The organism is Paraburkholderia sp. 31.1, assembly GCF_014397645.1.
In the GTDB taxonomy this organism is placed as follows: Bacteria; Pseudomonadota; Gammaproteobacteria; order Burkholderiales; family Burkholderiaceae; genus Paraburkholderia; species Paraburkholderia tuberum.
In genome coordinates this window covers 17,551-33,104 of the sequence record NZ_VZQN01000058.1, presented here as the reverse complement: position 1 = coordinate 33,104, position 15,554 = coordinate 17,551, and the positions used below count along the sequence as shown (strand labels likewise).

At 65.2% G+C, this 15,554-nt stretch carries 16 protein-coding genes; 11 read left to right on the top strand and 5 right to left on the bottom strand.

The features are described 5' to 3' along the window. Positions 1-177: 177 nt before the first annotated feature. On the bottom strand, positions 178-1,488 hold the full coding sequence (gene queG / locus F6X37_RS31800; protein WP_187614019.1) for a tRNA epoxyqueuosine(34) reductase QueG: 1,311 nt from the start codon (positions 1,486-1,488) through the stop codon (positions 178-180). A gap of 17 nt (positions 1,489-1,505) precedes the next feature. Here queG and tsaE point away from each other — a divergent pair, with 17 nt between their 5' ends. Both tsaE and F6X37_RS31790 read left to right on the top strand, forming a co-directional pair. Beyond that, complete coding sequence (tsaE, locus tag F6X37_RS31795; protein WP_187614018.1) at positions 1,506-2,102, top strand: tRNA (adenosine(37)-N6)-threonylcarbamoyltransferase complex ATPase subunit type 1 TsaE; 597 nt, start codon at positions 1,506-1,508, stop codon at positions 2,100-2,102. Next, entirely contained in the window at positions 2,084-3,691 is a 1,608-nt protein-coding gene (locus F6X37_RS31790; RefSeq protein ID WP_187614017.1) for an N-acetylmuramoyl-L-alanine amidase, read from the top strand. Before tsaE ends, F6X37_RS31790 begins: the two co-directional genes overlap by 19 nt. An 88-nt stretch (positions 3,692-3,779) precedes the next feature. Here F6X37_RS31790 and F6X37_RS31785 read toward each other — a convergent pair whose 3' ends face one another. Continuing rightward, the gene (locus F6X37_RS31785) at positions 3,780-4,661 is read right to left on the bottom strand and encodes an EamA family transporter (RefSeq protein ID WP_187614016.1); all 882 of its coding nucleotides are present in this window, start codon (positions 4,659-4,661) and stop codon (positions 3,780-3,782) included. Positions 4,662-4,822: 161 nt separating this feature from the next. Here F6X37_RS31785 and F6X37_RS31780 point away from each other — a divergent pair, with 161 nt between their 5' ends. Continuing rightward, entirely contained in the window at positions 4,823-5,698 is an 876-nt protein-coding gene (locus tag F6X37_RS31780) for a pirin family protein (RefSeq protein WP_187614015.1), read from the top strand. A 95-nt stretch (positions 5,699-5,793) separates the two neighbouring features. Further along, positions 5,794-6,642, top strand: a complete 849-nt coding sequence (gene trxA / locus F6X37_RS31775) for a thioredoxin (RefSeq protein WP_187614014.1) — start codon at positions 5,794-5,796, stop codon at positions 6,640-6,642. Between the two features lie 68 nt (positions 6,643-6,710). Here the strand turns inward: trxA and tcdA are convergent, their stop codons facing one another. After that, a complete protein-coding gene (gene tcdA, locus F6X37_RS31770) occupies positions 6,711-7,568 on the bottom strand; it encodes a tRNA cyclic N6-threonylcarbamoyladenosine(37) synthase TcdA (RefSeq protein WP_187614013.1) in 858 nt (285 codons plus the stop codon). A 266-nt stretch (positions 7,569-7,834) separates the two neighbouring features. On the opposite strand from tcdA, the gene pdxH reads away from it, so the two are divergent. From pdxH to F6X37_RS31755, 3 genes are all read left to right on the top strand, one after another. Beyond that, positions 7,835-8,476 (top strand): pyridoxamine 5'-phosphate oxidase, encoded by a 642-nt coding sequence (gene pdxH / locus F6X37_RS31765; protein ID WP_090801646.1) that lies wholly within the window; start codon positions 7,835-7,837, stop codon positions 8,474-8,476. Between the two features lie 149 nt (positions 8,477-8,625). Beyond that, the gene (locus tag F6X37_RS31760) at positions 8,626-9,840 is read left to right on the top strand and encodes an SAM-dependent methyltransferase (RefSeq protein ID WP_187614012.1); all 1,215 of its coding nucleotides are present in this window, start codon (positions 8,626-8,628) and stop codon (positions 9,838-9,840) included. An 85-nt stretch (positions 9,841-9,925) separates the two neighbouring features. Beyond that, entirely contained in the window at positions 9,926-11,263 is a 1,338-nt protein-coding gene (locus F6X37_RS31755; protein ID WP_187614011.1) for a DUF72 domain-containing protein, read from the top strand. Between the two features lie 63 nt (positions 11,264-11,326). Here the strand turns inward: F6X37_RS31755 and msrA are convergent, their stop codons facing one another. Beyond that, on the bottom strand, positions 11,327-11,866 hold the full coding sequence (gene msrA / locus F6X37_RS31750; RefSeq protein WP_187614010.1) for a peptide-methionine (S)-S-oxide reductase MsrA: 540 nt from the start codon (positions 11,864-11,866) through the stop codon (positions 11,327-11,329). 199 nt (positions 11,867-12,065) lie between these two features. Between msrA and F6X37_RS31745 the strand changes: the two genes are divergently transcribed. Together F6X37_RS31745 and F6X37_RS31740 are read left to right on the top strand one after the other, a co-directional pair. Then, positions 12,066-12,326, top strand: coding sequence for a hypothetical protein (locus tag F6X37_RS31745; protein ID WP_187614009.1), 261 nt, complete (start codon positions 12,066-12,068; stop codon positions 12,324-12,326). A gap of 51 nt (positions 12,327-12,377) precedes the next feature. Continuing rightward, on the top strand, positions 12,378-12,887 hold the full coding sequence (locus tag F6X37_RS31740) for a flavin reductase family protein (RefSeq protein ID WP_090801653.1): 510 nt from the start codon (positions 12,378-12,380) through the stop codon (positions 12,885-12,887). A 73-nt stretch (positions 12,888-12,960) separates the two neighbouring features. On the opposite strand, the gene F6X37_RS31735 is transcribed toward F6X37_RS31740, so the two are convergent. Further along, on the bottom strand, positions 12,961-13,482 hold the full coding sequence (locus F6X37_RS31735) for an Lrp/AsnC family transcriptional regulator (protein ID WP_090801655.1): 522 nt from the start codon (positions 13,480-13,482) through the stop codon (positions 12,961-12,963). Between the two features lie 130 nt (positions 13,483-13,612). Here F6X37_RS31735 and kynB point away from each other — a divergent pair, with 130 nt between their 5' ends. Next, positions 13,613-14,317 (top strand): arylformamidase, encoded by a 705-nt coding sequence (gene kynB / locus F6X37_RS31730; protein ID WP_187614008.1) that lies wholly within the window; start codon positions 13,613-13,615, stop codon positions 14,315-14,317. After that, a complete protein-coding gene (gene kynU / locus F6X37_RS31725) occupies positions 14,304-15,554 on the top strand; it encodes a kynureninase (RefSeq protein WP_187614007.1) in 1,251 nt (416 codons plus the stop codon). Before kynB ends, kynU begins: the two co-directional genes overlap by 14 nt.

Sequence of the window (15,554 nt, the reverse complement as noted above, 5' to 3'; positions counted from 1 at the left end):
TTCAGAACTGGGGTTGCCGCGAGAAGGGCCGCTCGCTGCGTCATGCTCCTTGCGAATACGTCGAGTATTCGCGGCGTCGCAATCCTTGCGAGCGGCCCTTCTCGCGGCAACGCACGTGCGTTCCATATGTAAACAGACCCTAGCGTGCCAGATTGCCGGCACCGAATTGCCACGACTTTACGCCGCTTCGAGCGCCCACTCCACATGCTCGCGCACGACCGCCGACGGATCGTCGGCTCGTTGCCTCAAAGCCAGCACGATCGCGCCACGGGCATCGAGGTCGAGACTTGCTGGCGCGGCGCGCAACGCGTTACCCATGCCGACCGCGAGATTGCGCAGCCAGCTCTCGTAGCCGATGCGGCGAATCGCGCTGCCCTGCATGCGCGTATCGAACTCCTCGGCGCTCCACGCGAACAGTTCGACCAGCGACGCGCGATCGAGCCCGTGCCGCACGTCGAAATCGGCGACCGGTGCGGCCTGCGCGAACTTGTTCCAGGGACACACGAGCTGGCAATCGTCACAGCCGTACACCCGATTGCCGATCAGCGGCCGCAGGTCGAGCGGAATACTGCCCTTCAGCTCGATCGTCAGATACGAGATGCAACGCCGCGCGTCGACCTTGTACGGCGCGACGATCGCACCAGTCGGACAGGCGCCGATGCAGCGCGCGCAGCTGCCGCAATGCGAGCCCGGCGTTTCGGGCGCGGCCTCGGGCGAGGTTTCGGCGTCGGTAGGCAGCGGCACGTCGACATAGATCTCGCCGAGGAAGAACAGCGAGCCGGCGTCGCGCTGCAGCAGCAATGTGTGCTTGCCGCGCCAGCCGATGCCGGCCTTCTGCGCAAGCTCGACTTCGAGCACCGGCGCCGAATCGGTGAACACGCGATAGCCGAACGGCCCGATCACCGCTTCGATCCGGTCGGCCAGTTGTTGCAGGCGCTGGCGCAACACCTTGTGATAGTCGCGGCCGCGCGCGTAGATCGACACGACCGCCGTCGACGGGTCCGCGAGCCGCGCGTGCTCGGCCGCGCGCCAGTCGCGCGCGCTGGGTGTGGCGCGTGAGGCGGGTGGCGTTACGTCTTGCGGCATGCTTTCAGGCGCGCTTTCATGTCCCCCTTCATGCGCCCCTTCAGCCGCCTCTGCTCCCAGCGTCTGCGCAGGCAAATAGGCGATGCGCGCGGTGATCACGCGTCGCGTGCCGGCCACAAGCTCGGCCGGCCGCGCGCGTTTCATGCCGTGTTTGGTCATATAATCCATCTCGCCGTGGCAACCCGCTTCAAGCCACGCTGCAAGCGGCGCTTCGGCGGCCGACAGATCGGTATCGCTAATGCCGATCGCCCCGAAACCGAGTTCACGGCCCCACGTCTTGATGTCGAGCGCGAGCGCACGAAGCGCCGCCTCGTCGAAACGGGACGTTGCGCCAGAAGCTCGCGCGGCATCATCGGCCGATGCGGGCGTGCAGAAAACAGGGGACTTCGGACTTCGGTTCATCACGCCATTTTACGAGAATGCCTGTCAATCCCGATCACGCGCCCCTACCGTCCGCTCCCGTGCTGCTCGAACGCTCTGTCGCGCTCGCGGACGAAGCCGCCACGCAGGCGTTCGGCGCGCGCTTCGCACAGGCGATCGAAAGCGTGCGCGCGGCCTCGCATCAGGCACAGCCAGCCCAGCCTAGCACCGCAAGCGGCCCCGCGTTCCACGGCCTGCAAGTCCAACTGGTCGGCGACCTCGGCGCCGGCAAAACCACGCTCGTGCGCGCGACCTTGCGCGGCCTCGGCCACACCGGCCGCGTGCGCAGTCCGACCTACACGCTCGTCGAACCGTATGTGCTCGAGCGGCCCGCCGGGGAACTTGCGCTCTATCACTTCGATCTGTACAGATTCACCGATCCGGCCGAATGGGCCGACGCGGGCTTTCGCGAATATTTCGACAGCGGCGCGGTCTGCCTCGTCGAATGGCCGCAACGCGCGGGAGCGCTGCTCGGCGTGCCGGATCTCGTCTTCTTGCTCGGGCTCGTCGGCAACACAGACGCAAACGCGGACGCACGCGTACTCGTCGCACGCGCTTATAGCGAATCAGGAAAGGCATGTCTCGAAAGATGTTAATCAAACCATTCCATTCGATCGAATCGGCGGCGGGCGCAACGCATAACTGGCGGCGCCGGCAGATCCTGCGCGCCGGTGCGTCGACGCTGGTGCTCGGCCTCGTCGCCCCGCGTCTCGCGTTTGCGAGCTCGGTGCTCGGCGTGCGCGTGTGGCCCGCGCGCGACTACACGCGCGTGACGATCGAATCCGATCAGCCGCTGCAGAACACGCAGCAACTGCTGCAGGGACCGGACCGGCTCGTCGTCGATCTGGACGGCCTCGACCTCGATCAGGCGCTGAAGGAGCTGGTCTCGAAGATCACGCCGAACGATCCGCAGATTTCGTCGGTGCGGGTCGGGCAGTATCAGCCGCACGTCGTGCGCATGGTGTTCGACCTGAAGGGCTCGGTGAAGCCGCAGGTGTTCGCGCTGCCGCCGGTCGGCGCGTACAAGTACCGGCTCGTGTTCGACCTGTATCCGGCTGTCGCGCCCGATCCGTTGATGGACCTGCTCGCGCAGACCGAGCGCAAGCAGCAGGCGCTCAACGAAGAAAACAGCGCGCCGCCCGCGACGCTTGCCGGCCCCGGCACGGCGCCGCCGGTCGACAACAGCGAAGCGTTCTTCGAGCACTACGCGCAGAACGGTGGCGCCGGCAATGGCGCCGCGGGCGTACCGCATCCGCCCACGCATGGCACGACGGCGCCGTCCGCGCCGGTCATTGCCGGCAGGCAGGCGGCGCCGTCCGCGCCCTCCGCGCCGCCTGCCGCACTGGCGCGCAACAAGGGTGGCAACGCCAACAGCAACAGCACCGCACGCGGTCTCGACCGCAACAACGACAACCTCGGCGACAGCGGCGACACCTACGCATTCACCACACCGAAGTCGAGCCGCAGCAACACCGTGCGACTGCTCACCGTCGCAATCGATCCGGGTCATGGCGGCGAGGACCCGGGCGCGATCGGCGGCGCAGGCACCTACGAGAAGCACGTCGCGCTCGACATCGCGAAGAAGCTGCGCGCGAAGATCGACGCGCAGCCGAACATGCGCGCGATGATGACGCGCGACGCCGACTTCTTCGTGCCGCTGAACGTGCGCGTGCAGAAAGCGCGCCGCGTCGGCGCGGACCTGTTCGTGTCGATCCACGCGGACGCGTTCACGACGCCCGAGGCGAAGGGCTCCTCGGTGTTCGCGCTGTCGGAGCACGGCGCGTCGAGCGCGGCCGCGCGCTGGATGGCGAACAAGGAGAACTCGTCGGATCTGATCGGCGGCATCAACATCAAGTCCGACGACGCCACCGTGAACCGCGCACTGTTCGACATGTCGACCACCGCGCAGATTCGCGACTCGATGCGCTACGGCAACTTCGTGCTCAAAGAGATCGGCGACATCAACAAGCTGCACAAGGGCTCGGTCGAGCAGGCTGGTTTCGCGGTGCTGAAGGCGCCGGACATTCCGTCGATCCTCGTCGAGACCGCGTTCATCAGCAATCCGGACGAAGAGCGCCGCCTCAACGACGACGCGTATCGCGACAAGATGGCCAGCGCGATCCTGACCGGCATCAAGCGCTATTTCGCGGCGAATCCGCCGCTCGCAAAGAGCCGCATGACGTGATGTCGGCACACGCGAGCCAATAACAAAAACAAAACGGCCCTCCGGCCGTTTTGTTCTTCACGCTCGCAAGCCGTGGCGCAACGGTTGCTCAGCGTGCCGGGATCAAGCGCTGCACGACCCAGCCGCCGAACACGTTGACCGCGAGCCCCGCCATCACGAGCAACGCGCCCGCCACCTGCATCGCAGACAGTTGCTCGCCGAGCAGCAGCGACGCCGACGCGAGTCCGACGATTGGCACCAGCAGCGAGAACGGCGCGACCTGGCTCGCCGGATAGCGCGACAGCAGACGGCTCCACAAGCCATAGCCGACCAGCGTCGCGATAAACGCCAGATAGACGATCGCGAAGATCGACAGCGCGCTGATACCGGTCAGCGCGGCGGCGATCTCGCGCGGCCCTTCGAACACGAACGACGCCGCGAAAAACGGCAGCGGCGGAATCAGGCTCCCCCACACGACGAGTCCGACCAGATCGACCTTGCCGACCTTCTTCGTAACGATGTTGCCGAGTGCCCACATGCACGCGGCGCACAGCGTCAGCAGGAAACCAGCGACGGACATCGTGTGGCCGCCTTGCAGGCCGATCACCGCGAGCCCCGCCGCGGCGACCAGCAGACCCGCGACGTTCGGCAAACGGAAGCGCTCGTGCAGAAACAGCGCCGCGAAGATCAGCGTGAAAAACGCCTGCGCCTGAAGTACCAGCGATGCAAGCCCCGCCGGCATGCCGACGTACATCGCCGAGAACAGGAACGCGAATTGCCCGAACGAGATCGTCGCGCCGTAGGCGAACAGCCACCGCCACGGCATCTGCGGCCGCTTGACGAAAAACACCGCCGGGACCGCAGCGAGCGTAAAGCGCAGCGCGCCGAGCAGCATCGGCGGCACGCCATGCAGGCCGACCTTGATCACGACGAAATTGACGCCCCACGCGAGCACGACGATCAGCGCGAGCAGCAAGTCCCTGGGCGACATCCGGGTCTCCATAGAAATAGTTCGATCTGGCAGTGTAACGGAGGCCGCAAATTCGCTTCGTTGCGCCCGCTCACGGCGAGCGTGTGCCGTCGGCAGCGCGCGACGCGCAGTAGAATCGACCATTCGAGCCTTCTCCCTCCATTTTCCCGTCGAGCCTGCCCATGACTTCCTCGATCAAAGCCGTCCTCAAACCGCACTTACGCGACATCGGCAATCTGACCGTGCGGCGTGTCCTGCCTGCGATGGCGGCGCGCCTCGTCGGCCCGTTCATTTTCTTCGACCACATGGGCCCCGCGACCCTCGAACCCGGCAGCGGCCTCGACGTGCGCCCGCATCCGCATATCGGCCTCGCGACCGTCACCTATCTGTTCGACGGCGCGATCATGCATCGCGACAGCCTCGGCTCCGAGCAGAAAATCGTCCCCGGCGACGTCAACTGGATGACGGCCGGGCGCGGCATCGTCCATTCGGAGCGAACGCCGCCGGAAGACCGCGCGCGCGGCCAGACGATTCACGGCATCCAGACCTGGGTCGCGCTGCCGCTCGCCGATGAAGACGCCGAGCCGTCGTTCGCGCATCATGCGGCGGCGACCTTGCCGGTCGTCGAGCGCAACGGCGTGACGCTGCGCGTGATCGCGGGCACCGCGTTCGGCGCGGTGTCGCCGGTCGCGACGTTTTCGGGCACGCTGTACGTCGCCGCCGACTTCACGCCGGGCAGCGCGTTCGCGCTCGAACCGGAGCACGAGGAGCGCGGTGCATATCTGGTGGAGGGCGATCTGGAGATCGACGGCACGCCGCTCGAAGCGGGCCAGATGGCCGTGCTCGCGCTCGACGAAACCGTCACGCTCGCGAGCACGCACGGCGCGCGCGCGATGCTGCTCGGCGGCGAGAAGCTCGACGGCGAGCGCTTCATCGAATGGAATTTCGTCGCGAGCTCGCGCGAGAAGATCGAAGCCGCGAAGCTCGCGTGGACCAATCAGGAAATGGGCCACGTGCCCGGCGAAACCGAATGGATTGCGCTGCCGCAGCGCAAGTGACGGCGCCGGGCCGCGCGCGAATCACCGCATTGAATTCGCGCGATTCGGCCCCACCTAGCGCCTGTTCACAAACCGTTTCTATCGACGAGGACGCAATGGACACCACTCTGGCCACTTTCGAACAGGACGTCATCAAGGCGTCGATGCTGGCCCCCGTGCTGGTCGATTTCTGGGCGCCGTGGTGCGGCCCCTGCAAGAGTCTCGGCCCGATGCTCGAAAAGCTCGAAGCCGAAGCCGCCGGCAAATGGAAGCTCGTGAAGGTCAACGTGGACGAGAACCACGAGCTGGCCGCGCACTTCCAGGTGCGCAGCATTCCGCACGTGATCGCGTTCGCCGACGGCCAGGCCGTCGATCAGTTCGTCGGCGTGCTGACGCAAGGACAGTTGCGCGAGTTCCTCGACCGGCTCGTGCCGCAAGGGGCGCCGGCCGCGCGCATCGAAGCGCAGACCGCGCTCGCCGAAGGCCGCCGCGACGACGCCTACGACCTGCTGCAAGCGGCGCTCGCTTACGACCCGGGCTTCGACGACGCGCGCATGGACCGCATCGAGTTACTGCTCGAAGACAACCGCATCGATGAGGCGCGCAACGAAGTCGATCTGCTGTCGCCGAAAACCACGCAAGGCATCGACGCGCGTTTCAACGCGATCAAGACGCGGCTCGACGCGGTGGACGCCGCCGCGGACCTGCCGCCCACCGATGCGCTCGAAGCGCGCGTCGCCGGCCACCCCGACGATCTCGAAGCACGCTTCGATCTCGCGAATGCGTTTATCGCGCGACGCAAATACGCGCAGGCGCTCGAACATCTGCTCGCGATCGTGCAACGCGACCGCGCGTTCCGCGACGATATCGGCCGCAAGACGATGTTATCGGTGTTCGATCTGGCCGCGCATCAGCCGGAGCTGGTGTCGCAGTGGCGGCGCAGGCTGAGCGCGTCGTTGTATTGATCGATTGTGATGTTTTGCCCGATGGCAGCCTGGGTCAGCGCGGTTGAAACCGCCGCCCGGGCTGCCACCTAAACCGTCGCCTTCTTCGCCAGCTCCCGCAACACGTACGCCGCGGCCGCAAAACCAAAGCTCGCGGTCACGCACACGCTGGAGCCAAACCCCGCGCAGTTCAAGCCGACCGGCCCCGTATGCCCCGGCGACGTGCTCACGTGCTCGGCTTCTTCATCGATATCGCAGACGGCCGCTTCCGGATAGATCAGCGGCTCGTCGGAATACACGGCGTTCACCCTGAACTTCGCCTTCGGCCCGCGCGGAAAGCCATGCTGCTTGCGCAACTGCCCGCGCACCTTCGACAGCAGCGGGTCCTGGATCGTCAGCGCGAGATCGTCGATGCGGATCCGCGTCGGGTCAAGCTGACCGCCCGCGCCGCCGACCGTGATCAGCGGCTGCTTGCGCTCGACGCACCATGCGATCAGCGCGGTCTTCGTGCGCACGCTGTCGATCGCGTCGATCACATAGTCGAAGCCGCCGCCGAGCGTGGCCGCGAAATTGTCCGGCTCGACGAAGTCCTCGATCAGCCGCACCTCGCAGTACGGATTGATTGCCGCGATGCGTTCGGCCATCGCCTCGACCTTCGGTTTTCCGTAGTTGCCGTCGAGCGCGTGAATCTGCCGGTTCGTGTTGCTTTCCGCGACGTTGTCGAGATCGATCAGCGTCAGCGTGCCGAGCGCGCTACGCGCAAGCGCCTCCGCGACCCACGACCCCACCCCGCCGATGCCGATCACCGCGACGTGCGCACCCTCGAATGCGGCGAGCGCGGGCGCGCCATACAGACGGGCGATGCCGCCGAAACGGCGCGCGCGGTCGGCGGTTTCGTTCGCGTCGAGGCTGGTAGTAAGATCGGATTGCGCGGCGGTGCTGGACATGATGGCAGGGCTCGAAAACACAGGCGGAACAAAGCAGGCGGCGGCGCTTTGGCAAATCGCCTGGGCAAATTGCTTTGGCAAATGGGGCGCGCAGCCCGTATTTTGCCTGAACACGTGAAAACAGCCGCGCAGGACCACGAGCAGCGACGCAATATTGCAGGCTTGCGCCGGCGCAACATGCGCCGCGCCATACGTTGCTCCGCTCGCGCGCAAAAACCTGACGCCTTAGCTATACTTGGCCCACACTGTAGCGTTCGCATAAGAATATGATCTCACTCGCCGAGCTTCGAAAAAACTACTCGCTGGGCTCACTGGACGTTGCCGACGTCAACCACGATCCGTTCCGTCAATTCGACACGTGGTTCCAGCAGGCCATCGACGCCAAGCTGCCCGAGCCGAATGCAATGACGCTGGCCACGGTCGACGCGCGCGGCCGGCCTTCGGCACGCATCGTGCTCATCAAGGGCGTCGACGAGCGCGGTTTCGTATTCTTCACCAACTATGAAAGCCGCAAGGGCCGCGAACTGAACGTGAACCCCTACGCGAGCCTGCTGTTTCACTGGATCGAACTCGAACGCCAGGTGCGCATCGAGGGCCGCGTCGTCAAAACGAGCGAGGCAGACAGTGACGCGTATTTCGCGTCTCGTCCGCTCGGCTCGCGGATCGGCGCATGGGCATCGAATCAGAGTCAGGTGATTGAAAGCCGTTCGCAGCTCGAAGTACGCGAACGCGAAATCAGCCTGCAATACGGCGAAAATCCTCCGCGTCCGCCGCACTGGGGTGGCTACCGTCTGGTGCCCGACGCGATCGAATTCTGGCAGGGGCGGCCGTCTCGGCTGCACGATCGTCTGCTTTACACGCGCGCGGAAGAAAGCGCCAACTGGCTGATCGCACGCCTGTCGCCCTGACCGGTCGATGACCGGACGAATAAGGCCGGCGGCGGCGCCAACGTAGCGGCGCGCGTCGGCGGGATTGCGTTGCGCGGCCCGCGGAATGCGCCGCGCCATGTCGCGATCCACATAGCTTTGCTTTAAATCAACGAACACGGAGAGATCACATGTTCTGGGAGAAAAAGCTGGCGCAGTGGGTTGAAGATGTCAAAACCACCGCTAACCTGCCCGCACGCCTCGTGCTGTGGGACGGTCAGCAACACGACTTCGGGCAGTTCGCCGCGCCCCGGGTCACGCTACACGTGAAGAGCGCAACCGCGCTGCCCTATCTACTCGAACCGAGCCTCGACAATCTTGGCGAAGCCTATGTCAAAGGCAAGATCGACATCGAGGGCAAGCTGTCGGACATTATCAATATCGGCTATCAGCTCGCGCGCAGCACCGTGACGAGCGCCGGCAAGCTCGCGCGCGTGCGGCGCTACTTCAATCACTCGAAGACGTCGGATAAGAAAGCGATCCAGTATCACTACGACGTGTCGAACGAGTTCTACAGGTTGTGGCTCGACGAGAACATGGTCTACTCGTGCGCGTACTTCGAGACCGGCACCGAAGACCTCGCGACCGCGCAACTGAAGAAAATCGATCACATTCTGACCAAAATCCAGCTGCAGCCCGGGCAGCGTCTGCTCGACATCGGCTGCGGCTGGGGCGCGCTCGTGCTGCGCGCCGCGCAAAAGTTCGGCGCGAAGTGCGTCGGCGTCACGCTGTCGCAGAACCAGTTCGATCTCGCCACCGCGCGCGTGAAAGCGGCGGGCCTCGAAAACCAGATCGATATCCGCCTGCAGGACTATCGCGACGTCAAGGGGCAGTTCGACCGCATCACGAGCGTCGGCATGTTCGAGCACGTCGGCCGCAAGAACCTGCCCGGCTATTTCCAGAAGATGCACGATCTGCTCGCCGACGACGGCATCGCGATGAACCACGGCATCACGTCGAGCGACGCCGATAGCGGCGAAACCGCGCTCGGCGGCGGTGAGTTCATCGACCGCTTCGTGTTCCCGGACGGCGAGCTGCCGCACATCAGCCTCGCGCTCGAAGCGATGCAGCGCGGCGGGCTCGAACCGGTTGACGTCGAAAGCCTGCGCCGTCACTATGCGCACACGCTCGACATCTGGGCGGAAAATTTCGAAGCCCACGCAGACCAGGCGCGCAAGCTCGTCGACGACGAAAAATTCCGCATCTGGCGCGTGTATCTGGCCGGCTGCGCGTATGCGTTCGAAAACGATGACGTGTCGATTTTCCAGGTGGTGTGCCGCAAAGCCGGCCGCAGCGCGAAAACCCTGCCGTGGTCGCGCCGCTACATGTACGAAAAACCGCTGTGACCCGGTTTGTGACCGGTCGCGCCGCGGCGGCGTGCATGAAGCGCGCGCCGCGGCGCAATTCTGATGAACAGCAGGCCGGACATTGATGGACCAGAGCAGGACGAGTGACGTTGAAGAGCCGTTGAACGGTAAGGACGGCAGCGCGGACGATGCGACGCATCAGGCCGCGCAGCAGTTCGATCTGTTCGGGATGCCGGTGGAGGCCGCGGCAGAAGCGCCGGCCATGTCCGCACGTGAAGCCGATTCGGCCGCAAGCGCTGCCGCGCAGCCAGAGCACAAGCGCACGCCGAAGACCGCAATTTCCAACACCCCCGCGTCGCTGTTCGAAGACGACACCCCGCCCGACAGCCCCGCTCCTGAACCAGACTGCGCCCCGGCCTCCGCCGACGCTCCGAAAAAGCGCCGCAGCCGCGAGGTGCTGGCTGCACCGCCATCGCCGGAGCTGCTCGCGCTCGCGGCGCAATTGCCGCCGCAGATCCACCTCGGCACGTCGACATGGTCGTTCCCGGGTTGGACAGGCATCGTCTACGGCGACGACTACAGCAACAGCAAACTGTCGCGCGAGGGCTTGAGTGCGTACGGCGCACATCCGCTGCTGAAGACGGTCAGCATCGACCGCTCGTTCTACCAGGCGTTGACGGTCACCGAATACCTGCGCTACGCGCAGCAGGTGCCCGAGCACTTCCGCTTCATCGTCAAGGCGCCGATGACGATCACCGACGCCACCGTGCGCGCCGAGCGCGGCGAGCCGGTGTCGCTGAACCCGTGCTTCCTGAACGCGCAGATGGCGATCGACGATTTCGTCACGCCCTGCCTCGAAGGCCTCGGCGCAAAGGCCGGCGCGCTGGTGTTCCAGTTCTCGCCTCTGCCGGACCAGATGCTCGCGCAGCCGGCGGTATTCATCGAACGACTGGGAGAGTTTTTCGACGCGCTGCCCGGGCTGCCCGACGGCAGTTGCTACGCGGTCGAGATTCGCGACGCGAGCCTGCTCACGCCGCGCTTCATCCGCATGCTGAAGACGGCTCGCGTGCGCTACTGCGTCGGCGTTCATGCGCGGATGCCCGATCCGCTGCGCCAGGCCGCGGCGCTCGCGCTGCTCGATGGCGAGCCGGCCGGTCCGCTGATCGTGCGCTGGAGCCTGCACGGCGGTTTCAAGTACGAACAGGCGAAGGCGAAGTACGAGCCGTTCAACCGGCTCGTCGACGAAGATCCGGCGACGCGCGCGTCGCTCGCCGAACTGGCCGCGCGTTACGCGCTCGCTGGTCAGCCGGTCGTGATCGCGGTCAACAACAAGGCGGAGGGATCGGCGCCGCTCAGCTGCGTGAAACTGGCCGAAGAAATCGTCGAAGCCTGCGTGCGTGTCACGCAGGGACGCGGCGATAACGGCGACGAGGTGCCATCGCGAGCACAGGAACCGCAGTGACGAACAGCAGCGGGCGGTCTTACGCATCCGCCCGTTGCCGACTCCAATCCCCGCGCTGCGCCGTTAACCCGCCTTGATCCGATGCGCGAACTTCTGGCGGAATTTCGCGACTTTCGGCGCTACCACGAACGAGCAGTAGCCCTGATTCGGATGCTGCGCGAAATAGTTCTGGTGATAAGCCTCGGCGGGCCAGTAGTTGTCGCCGAGCGGCAGCACCTCGGTCACGAGCTTGCCGTCGTAGACGCGCTGTTCGCCGATCTCGCGAATCGCCTGCAGCGCGGTTTCGTGCTGCGCGTCGGAATGCGTGAAGATCACCGAGCGGTATTGCGTGCCGACGTCGTTGCCCTGCCGGTTCAGCTGGGTCGGATCGTGGATCGCGAAAAAGATGTCGAGAATCTCGCGATAGCTGATCTTGGCCGGATCGAAGTCGACCTTGACCACTTCCGCGTGACCGGTGTCGCCGTCGCAGACCTGCTCGTAGCTCGGATGGCGCGCGTGACCACCCGCATAACCCGACTCCACCGCATTGACGCCCTCGACGCCCAGATACACCGCTTCGAGGCACCAGAAACATCCACCGCCGAGCGTTGCTATCTCGTTCATAAGCTTCACCCCAGGATCAGATTCACACAATGATCGGCAGCCGGCCTGCGTAGCGCCGCCGTATCTGCCACCGCATCCGAATATATGGCCGAACACGCGTTCTGAAAGGCGCAGTCAGGCACGAGTCAGGCACCCGTCGCGCAATGACCGCAAATCCGGCCGTGCAGATATCGAGTATAGAAACGCCGGCACGCGACGTGTGAATAACCGTGCCTCACACACGCAAGCGCCGCGCCCGCGCCTCGATCCAGCACGATCGGCAAATTTTCGGGTGCAGCCTTTCGAGGCGATCGTCGCTGCAACCGCCCGGCTGCCACGCGCCGCACGCATTGTGCTGCGGCGCGCGCGGCGATTGCAGTTAAAATTGGCGGAAATCAACGATTTTCACCATGACTTTCGAAACATCCGCTTCCCGCCGCGCGGGTATACGCTTCAATTCGCGCTTCAATTCGCGCCTTGATTCGCGCTGCAGTCGGTCTTTCACACGGCGCGCGACGGGGGCCTCGCCCCGATGAAGCGCGCGAGCCCACCCAACTTCGACCCGTCCGCGTTCAAACAGGCGCTCAGTCAGTTCGCGACCGGCGTCACCGTGATTACGACGCGCGCCGCGTCCGGCCAATTGATCGGCATCACGGCCAGTTCGTTCAACTCGGTGTCGCTCTCTCCGCCGCTCGTGCTGTGGAGTCTCGCGACGCGCTCCGCGTCGATGCCGGTGTTCCGCGCCAACAGTCACTACGTGATCAATGTGTTGGCCTCGACCCAGCTCGATCTGTGCAAGCGCTTCGCGACCGTGAAGGGCGACCGCTTCGAGGGCGTGTCGCACGCGGCGGGCGACAGCGGCATGCCGGTGCTCGACGGCGCACTCGCGTGGTTCGAATGCCATAACCGCAGCCGCTATGAGGAAGGCGACCACGTGATTTTCGTCGGCGAAGTGGAGCGCTGCGGTGTGCATGAAAATGCCGCGGACATGCTGCCGCTCGTGTTCCAGAGCGCGCAGTTCCACGGCCTGAAGCCGCTTTGAGCGGCGCGGCGCTTCCCTGGCGTCTGTAGCGCCCGTCGGTCGGACGCGTCGAAAACGGCGCGCCCCGCCCTCGTCATCCTGAACGGTCGCTATGCGTGGCTCCGTGCCCGCTGTTCTTCTTCACGAGCGACACCGGCACGCCCGAATCTTCCTTCAGCGTTTCGAGCACGATGTTCGAGCGGATGTCCATCACCCCCGGCGCCTTGTACAAGCGATTGAGCACGAAGTCCGAATAGTGCTTGAGGTTGTGCGCGAGCACGCGCAGCAGATAGTGGGTTTCGCCGGTCACGACGAAAGCGCCGACCACTTCGGGCCAGTCGCGCAGCGCTTCGGCAAAACTCTCGTGCCAGTTCTGCTGATCGTTGCGCATCGATACCTGCACGAACGCTTCCAGCTCGAACCCCAAAACTTCGCGGTTCAGGCACGCTCGGTAGTGTTCGATGACGCCCTGCTCTTCCAGCAGACGCAGGCGTCGCAGACAGGCCGATGGCGAGAGCGAGATGCGCTCCGCCAGGTCGAGATTGCTGATCCGTCCTTCCTGCTGAAGCACCGTCAAGATACGGCAATCGGTGGCGTCGAGCGAGATCGCGTTCATATTCGGTCTCCCTTTCCTGTTTGACTCAAATTATGTTCCAAGACACGGCTGGTAAGGAGATTTTTTCGCAATCACATTTCACAGCTTGACCTCTATCATTTAGAGATCGCTACCAACCGCCGACACCGCCATGCGAGCACTCTGGGACATCACCCCCGCCGTCGATACCGCCACGCCCGTCTGGCCGGGCGACACGCCGGTCGGCATCGAGCGCGTCTGGCGCATGGAGGCTGGCTCGCCGGTCAATGTCGCGCGTCTGACGATCTCGCCGCACACCGGCGCGCATACCGATGCGCCGCTGCACTACGACGCCGACGGCGCCGCGATCGGCAACGTGCCGCTCGACGCATATCTCGGTTTATGCAGAGTGATTGACTGTATCGGCGCGTCGCCTGTTGTGACGCCACAACATCTGGCCGGCTCGCTCGACGATTTGCCGCCGCGAGTCTTACTGCGCACTTACAGAAAAGCGCCGACGCGCGAGTGGGATAGTGCGTTCTGCGCGGTCGCGCCCGAGACCGTCGACCTGCTCGCCGCGCGCGGCGTGACGCTGCTCGGCATCGATACGCCGTCGCTCGATCCGCAGGAATCGAAGACGATGGATGCGCATCACCGCATTCGCGCGCACCGGATGGCGATTCTCGAGGGCATCGTGCTCGACGCGGTCGAACCCGGCGACTACGAGCTGATCGCGCTGCCGCTGAAGCTGACCACGCTCGACGCGAGCCCGGTGCGCGCGGTGCTGCGTGCACTGCCCGGCTCGCGCTCAGCCACGCTCCCCGGCGAGCGATCTACCCGACAACCCAACCCATCGAACCACCATGAACCATCGTAATGAAGCCGTGGCGCTCGACAGCGCCGAACCGCTCGCAGCGCTGCGCGAACAGTTCGCGCTGTCGCCGACGACCATCTATCTCGACGGCAACTCGCTCGGCGTGCCGCCGGCCGCCGCCGCGCAGCGCGCGCAGACCGTGATCGCCGCCGAATGGGGCGAAGGACTGATCCGCAGCTGGAACAATGCCGGCTGGTTCGCGCTGCCGCGCCGACTCGGCAACAAGCTCGCGCCGCTGATCGGCGCGGCCGAAGACGAAGTCGTGATTACCGACACGATCTCGATCAACCTGTTCAAGCTGCTGTCGGCCGCCGTGCGGCTCGCCAATGCGCGCGATCCGAAGCGTCGCGTGATCGTGTCCGAGCGCTCGAACTTCCCGAGCGATCTGTATATCGCGCAGGGCCTGATCGAGCAGCTCGATCGCGGCTACGAGCTGCGCCTCGTCGACGATCCGTCCGAACTGCCCGGCGCGATCGGCGAGGACACCGCGATCGCGATGATCACGCACGTGAACTACCGCACCGGCTACATGCACGACATGGCCGCGCTGACGAAGCTGATTCACGACAGGGGCGCGCTCGCGCTGTGGGATCTCGCGCATTCGGCGGGCGCGGTGCCGGTCGATCTGAACGGCGTCGGTGCCGACTACGCGGTCGGCTGCACGTACAAGTACCTGAACGGCGGTCCCGGTTCGCCCGCGTTCGTGTGGGTGCCCAGACGTCACCAGAACGAGTTTGCGCAACCGCTGTCGGGCTGGTGGGGGCATCGCGCGCCGTTCGAGATGAACCCGACGTATCAGCCCGACAACGGCGTGGGCCGCTACCTGTGCGGCACGCAGCCGATGGTGTCGATGGCGCTCGTCGAATGCGGGCTCGACGTGTTCCTGCAAACGTCTATGCAGGCGGTCCGCCAGAAGTCGCTCGCGCTGACCGATCTGTTCATCGAACTCGTCGAGACACGTTGCAGCGAATTTCCACTGAAGCTCGTGACGCCGCGTGAGCATGCGCAGCGCGGCTCGCACGCGAGCTTCGAACATCCGCACGGCTACGAGGTGATGCAGGCGCTGATCTCGCACGGCGTGATCGGCGACTATCGCGAGCCGCACGTGCTGCGCTTCGGCTTCACACCGCTGTACACGCGCTTCGTCGACGTATGGGACGCCGTCGAAATCTTGCGCGACGTGCTCACCCGCGAGGCCTGGCGGGCCCCTGAATTCGCCCAGCGCGGCGCCGTTACCTGA

Coding starts and splice junctions, on each gene's coding strand:
- queG (WP_187614019.1), bottom strand. CDS start 1,488: ATGAACCGAAGTCCGAAGTCCCCTGTTTTCTGCACGCCCGCATCGGCC.
- tsaE (WP_187614018.1), top strand. CDS start 1,506: ATGCCTGTCAATCCCGATCACGCGCCCCTACCGTCCGCTCCCGTGCTG.
- F6X37_RS31790 (WP_187614017.1), top strand. CDS start 2,084: ATGTCTCGAAAGATGTTAATCAAACCATTCCATTCGATCGAATCGGCG.
- F6X37_RS31785 (WP_187614016.1), bottom strand. CDS start 4,661: ATGTCGCCCAGGGACTTGCTGCTCGCGCTGATCGTCGTGCTCGCGTGG.
- F6X37_RS31780 (WP_187614015.1), top strand. CDS start 4,823: ATGACTTCCTCGATCAAAGCCGTCCTCAAACCGCACTTACGCGACATC.
- trxA (WP_187614014.1), top strand. CDS start 5,794: ATGGACACCACTCTGGCCACTTTCGAACAGGACGTCATCAAGGCGTCG.
- tcdA (WP_187614013.1), bottom strand. CDS start 7,568: ATGTCCAGCACCGCCGCGCAATCCGATCTTACTACCAGCCTCGACGCG.
- pdxH (WP_090801646.1), top strand. CDS start 7,835: ATGATCTCACTCGCCGAGCTTCGAAAAAACTACTCGCTGGGCTCACTG.
- F6X37_RS31760 (WP_187614012.1), top strand. CDS start 8,626: ATGTTCTGGGAGAAAAAGCTGGCGCAGTGGGTTGAAGATGTCAAAACC.
- F6X37_RS31755 (WP_187614011.1), top strand. CDS start 9,926: ATGGACCAGAGCAGGACGAGTGACGTTGAAGAGCCGTTGAACGGTAAG.
- msrA (WP_187614010.1), bottom strand. CDS start 11,866: ATGAACGAGATAGCAACGCTCGGCGGTGGATGTTTCTGGTGCCTCGAA.
- F6X37_RS31740 (WP_090801653.1), top strand. CDS start 12,378: ATGAAGCGCGCGAGCCCACCCAACTTCGACCCGTCCGCGTTCAAACAG.
- F6X37_RS31735 (WP_090801655.1), bottom strand. CDS start 13,482: ATGAACGCGATCTCGCTCGACGCCACCGATTGCCGTATCTTGACGGTG.
- kynB (WP_187614008.1), top strand. CDS start 13,613: ATGCGAGCACTCTGGGACATCACCCCCGCCGTCGATACCGCCACGCCC.
- kynU (WP_187614007.1), top strand. CDS start 14,304: ATGAACCATCGTAATGAAGCCGTGGCGCTCGACAGCGCCGAACCGCTC.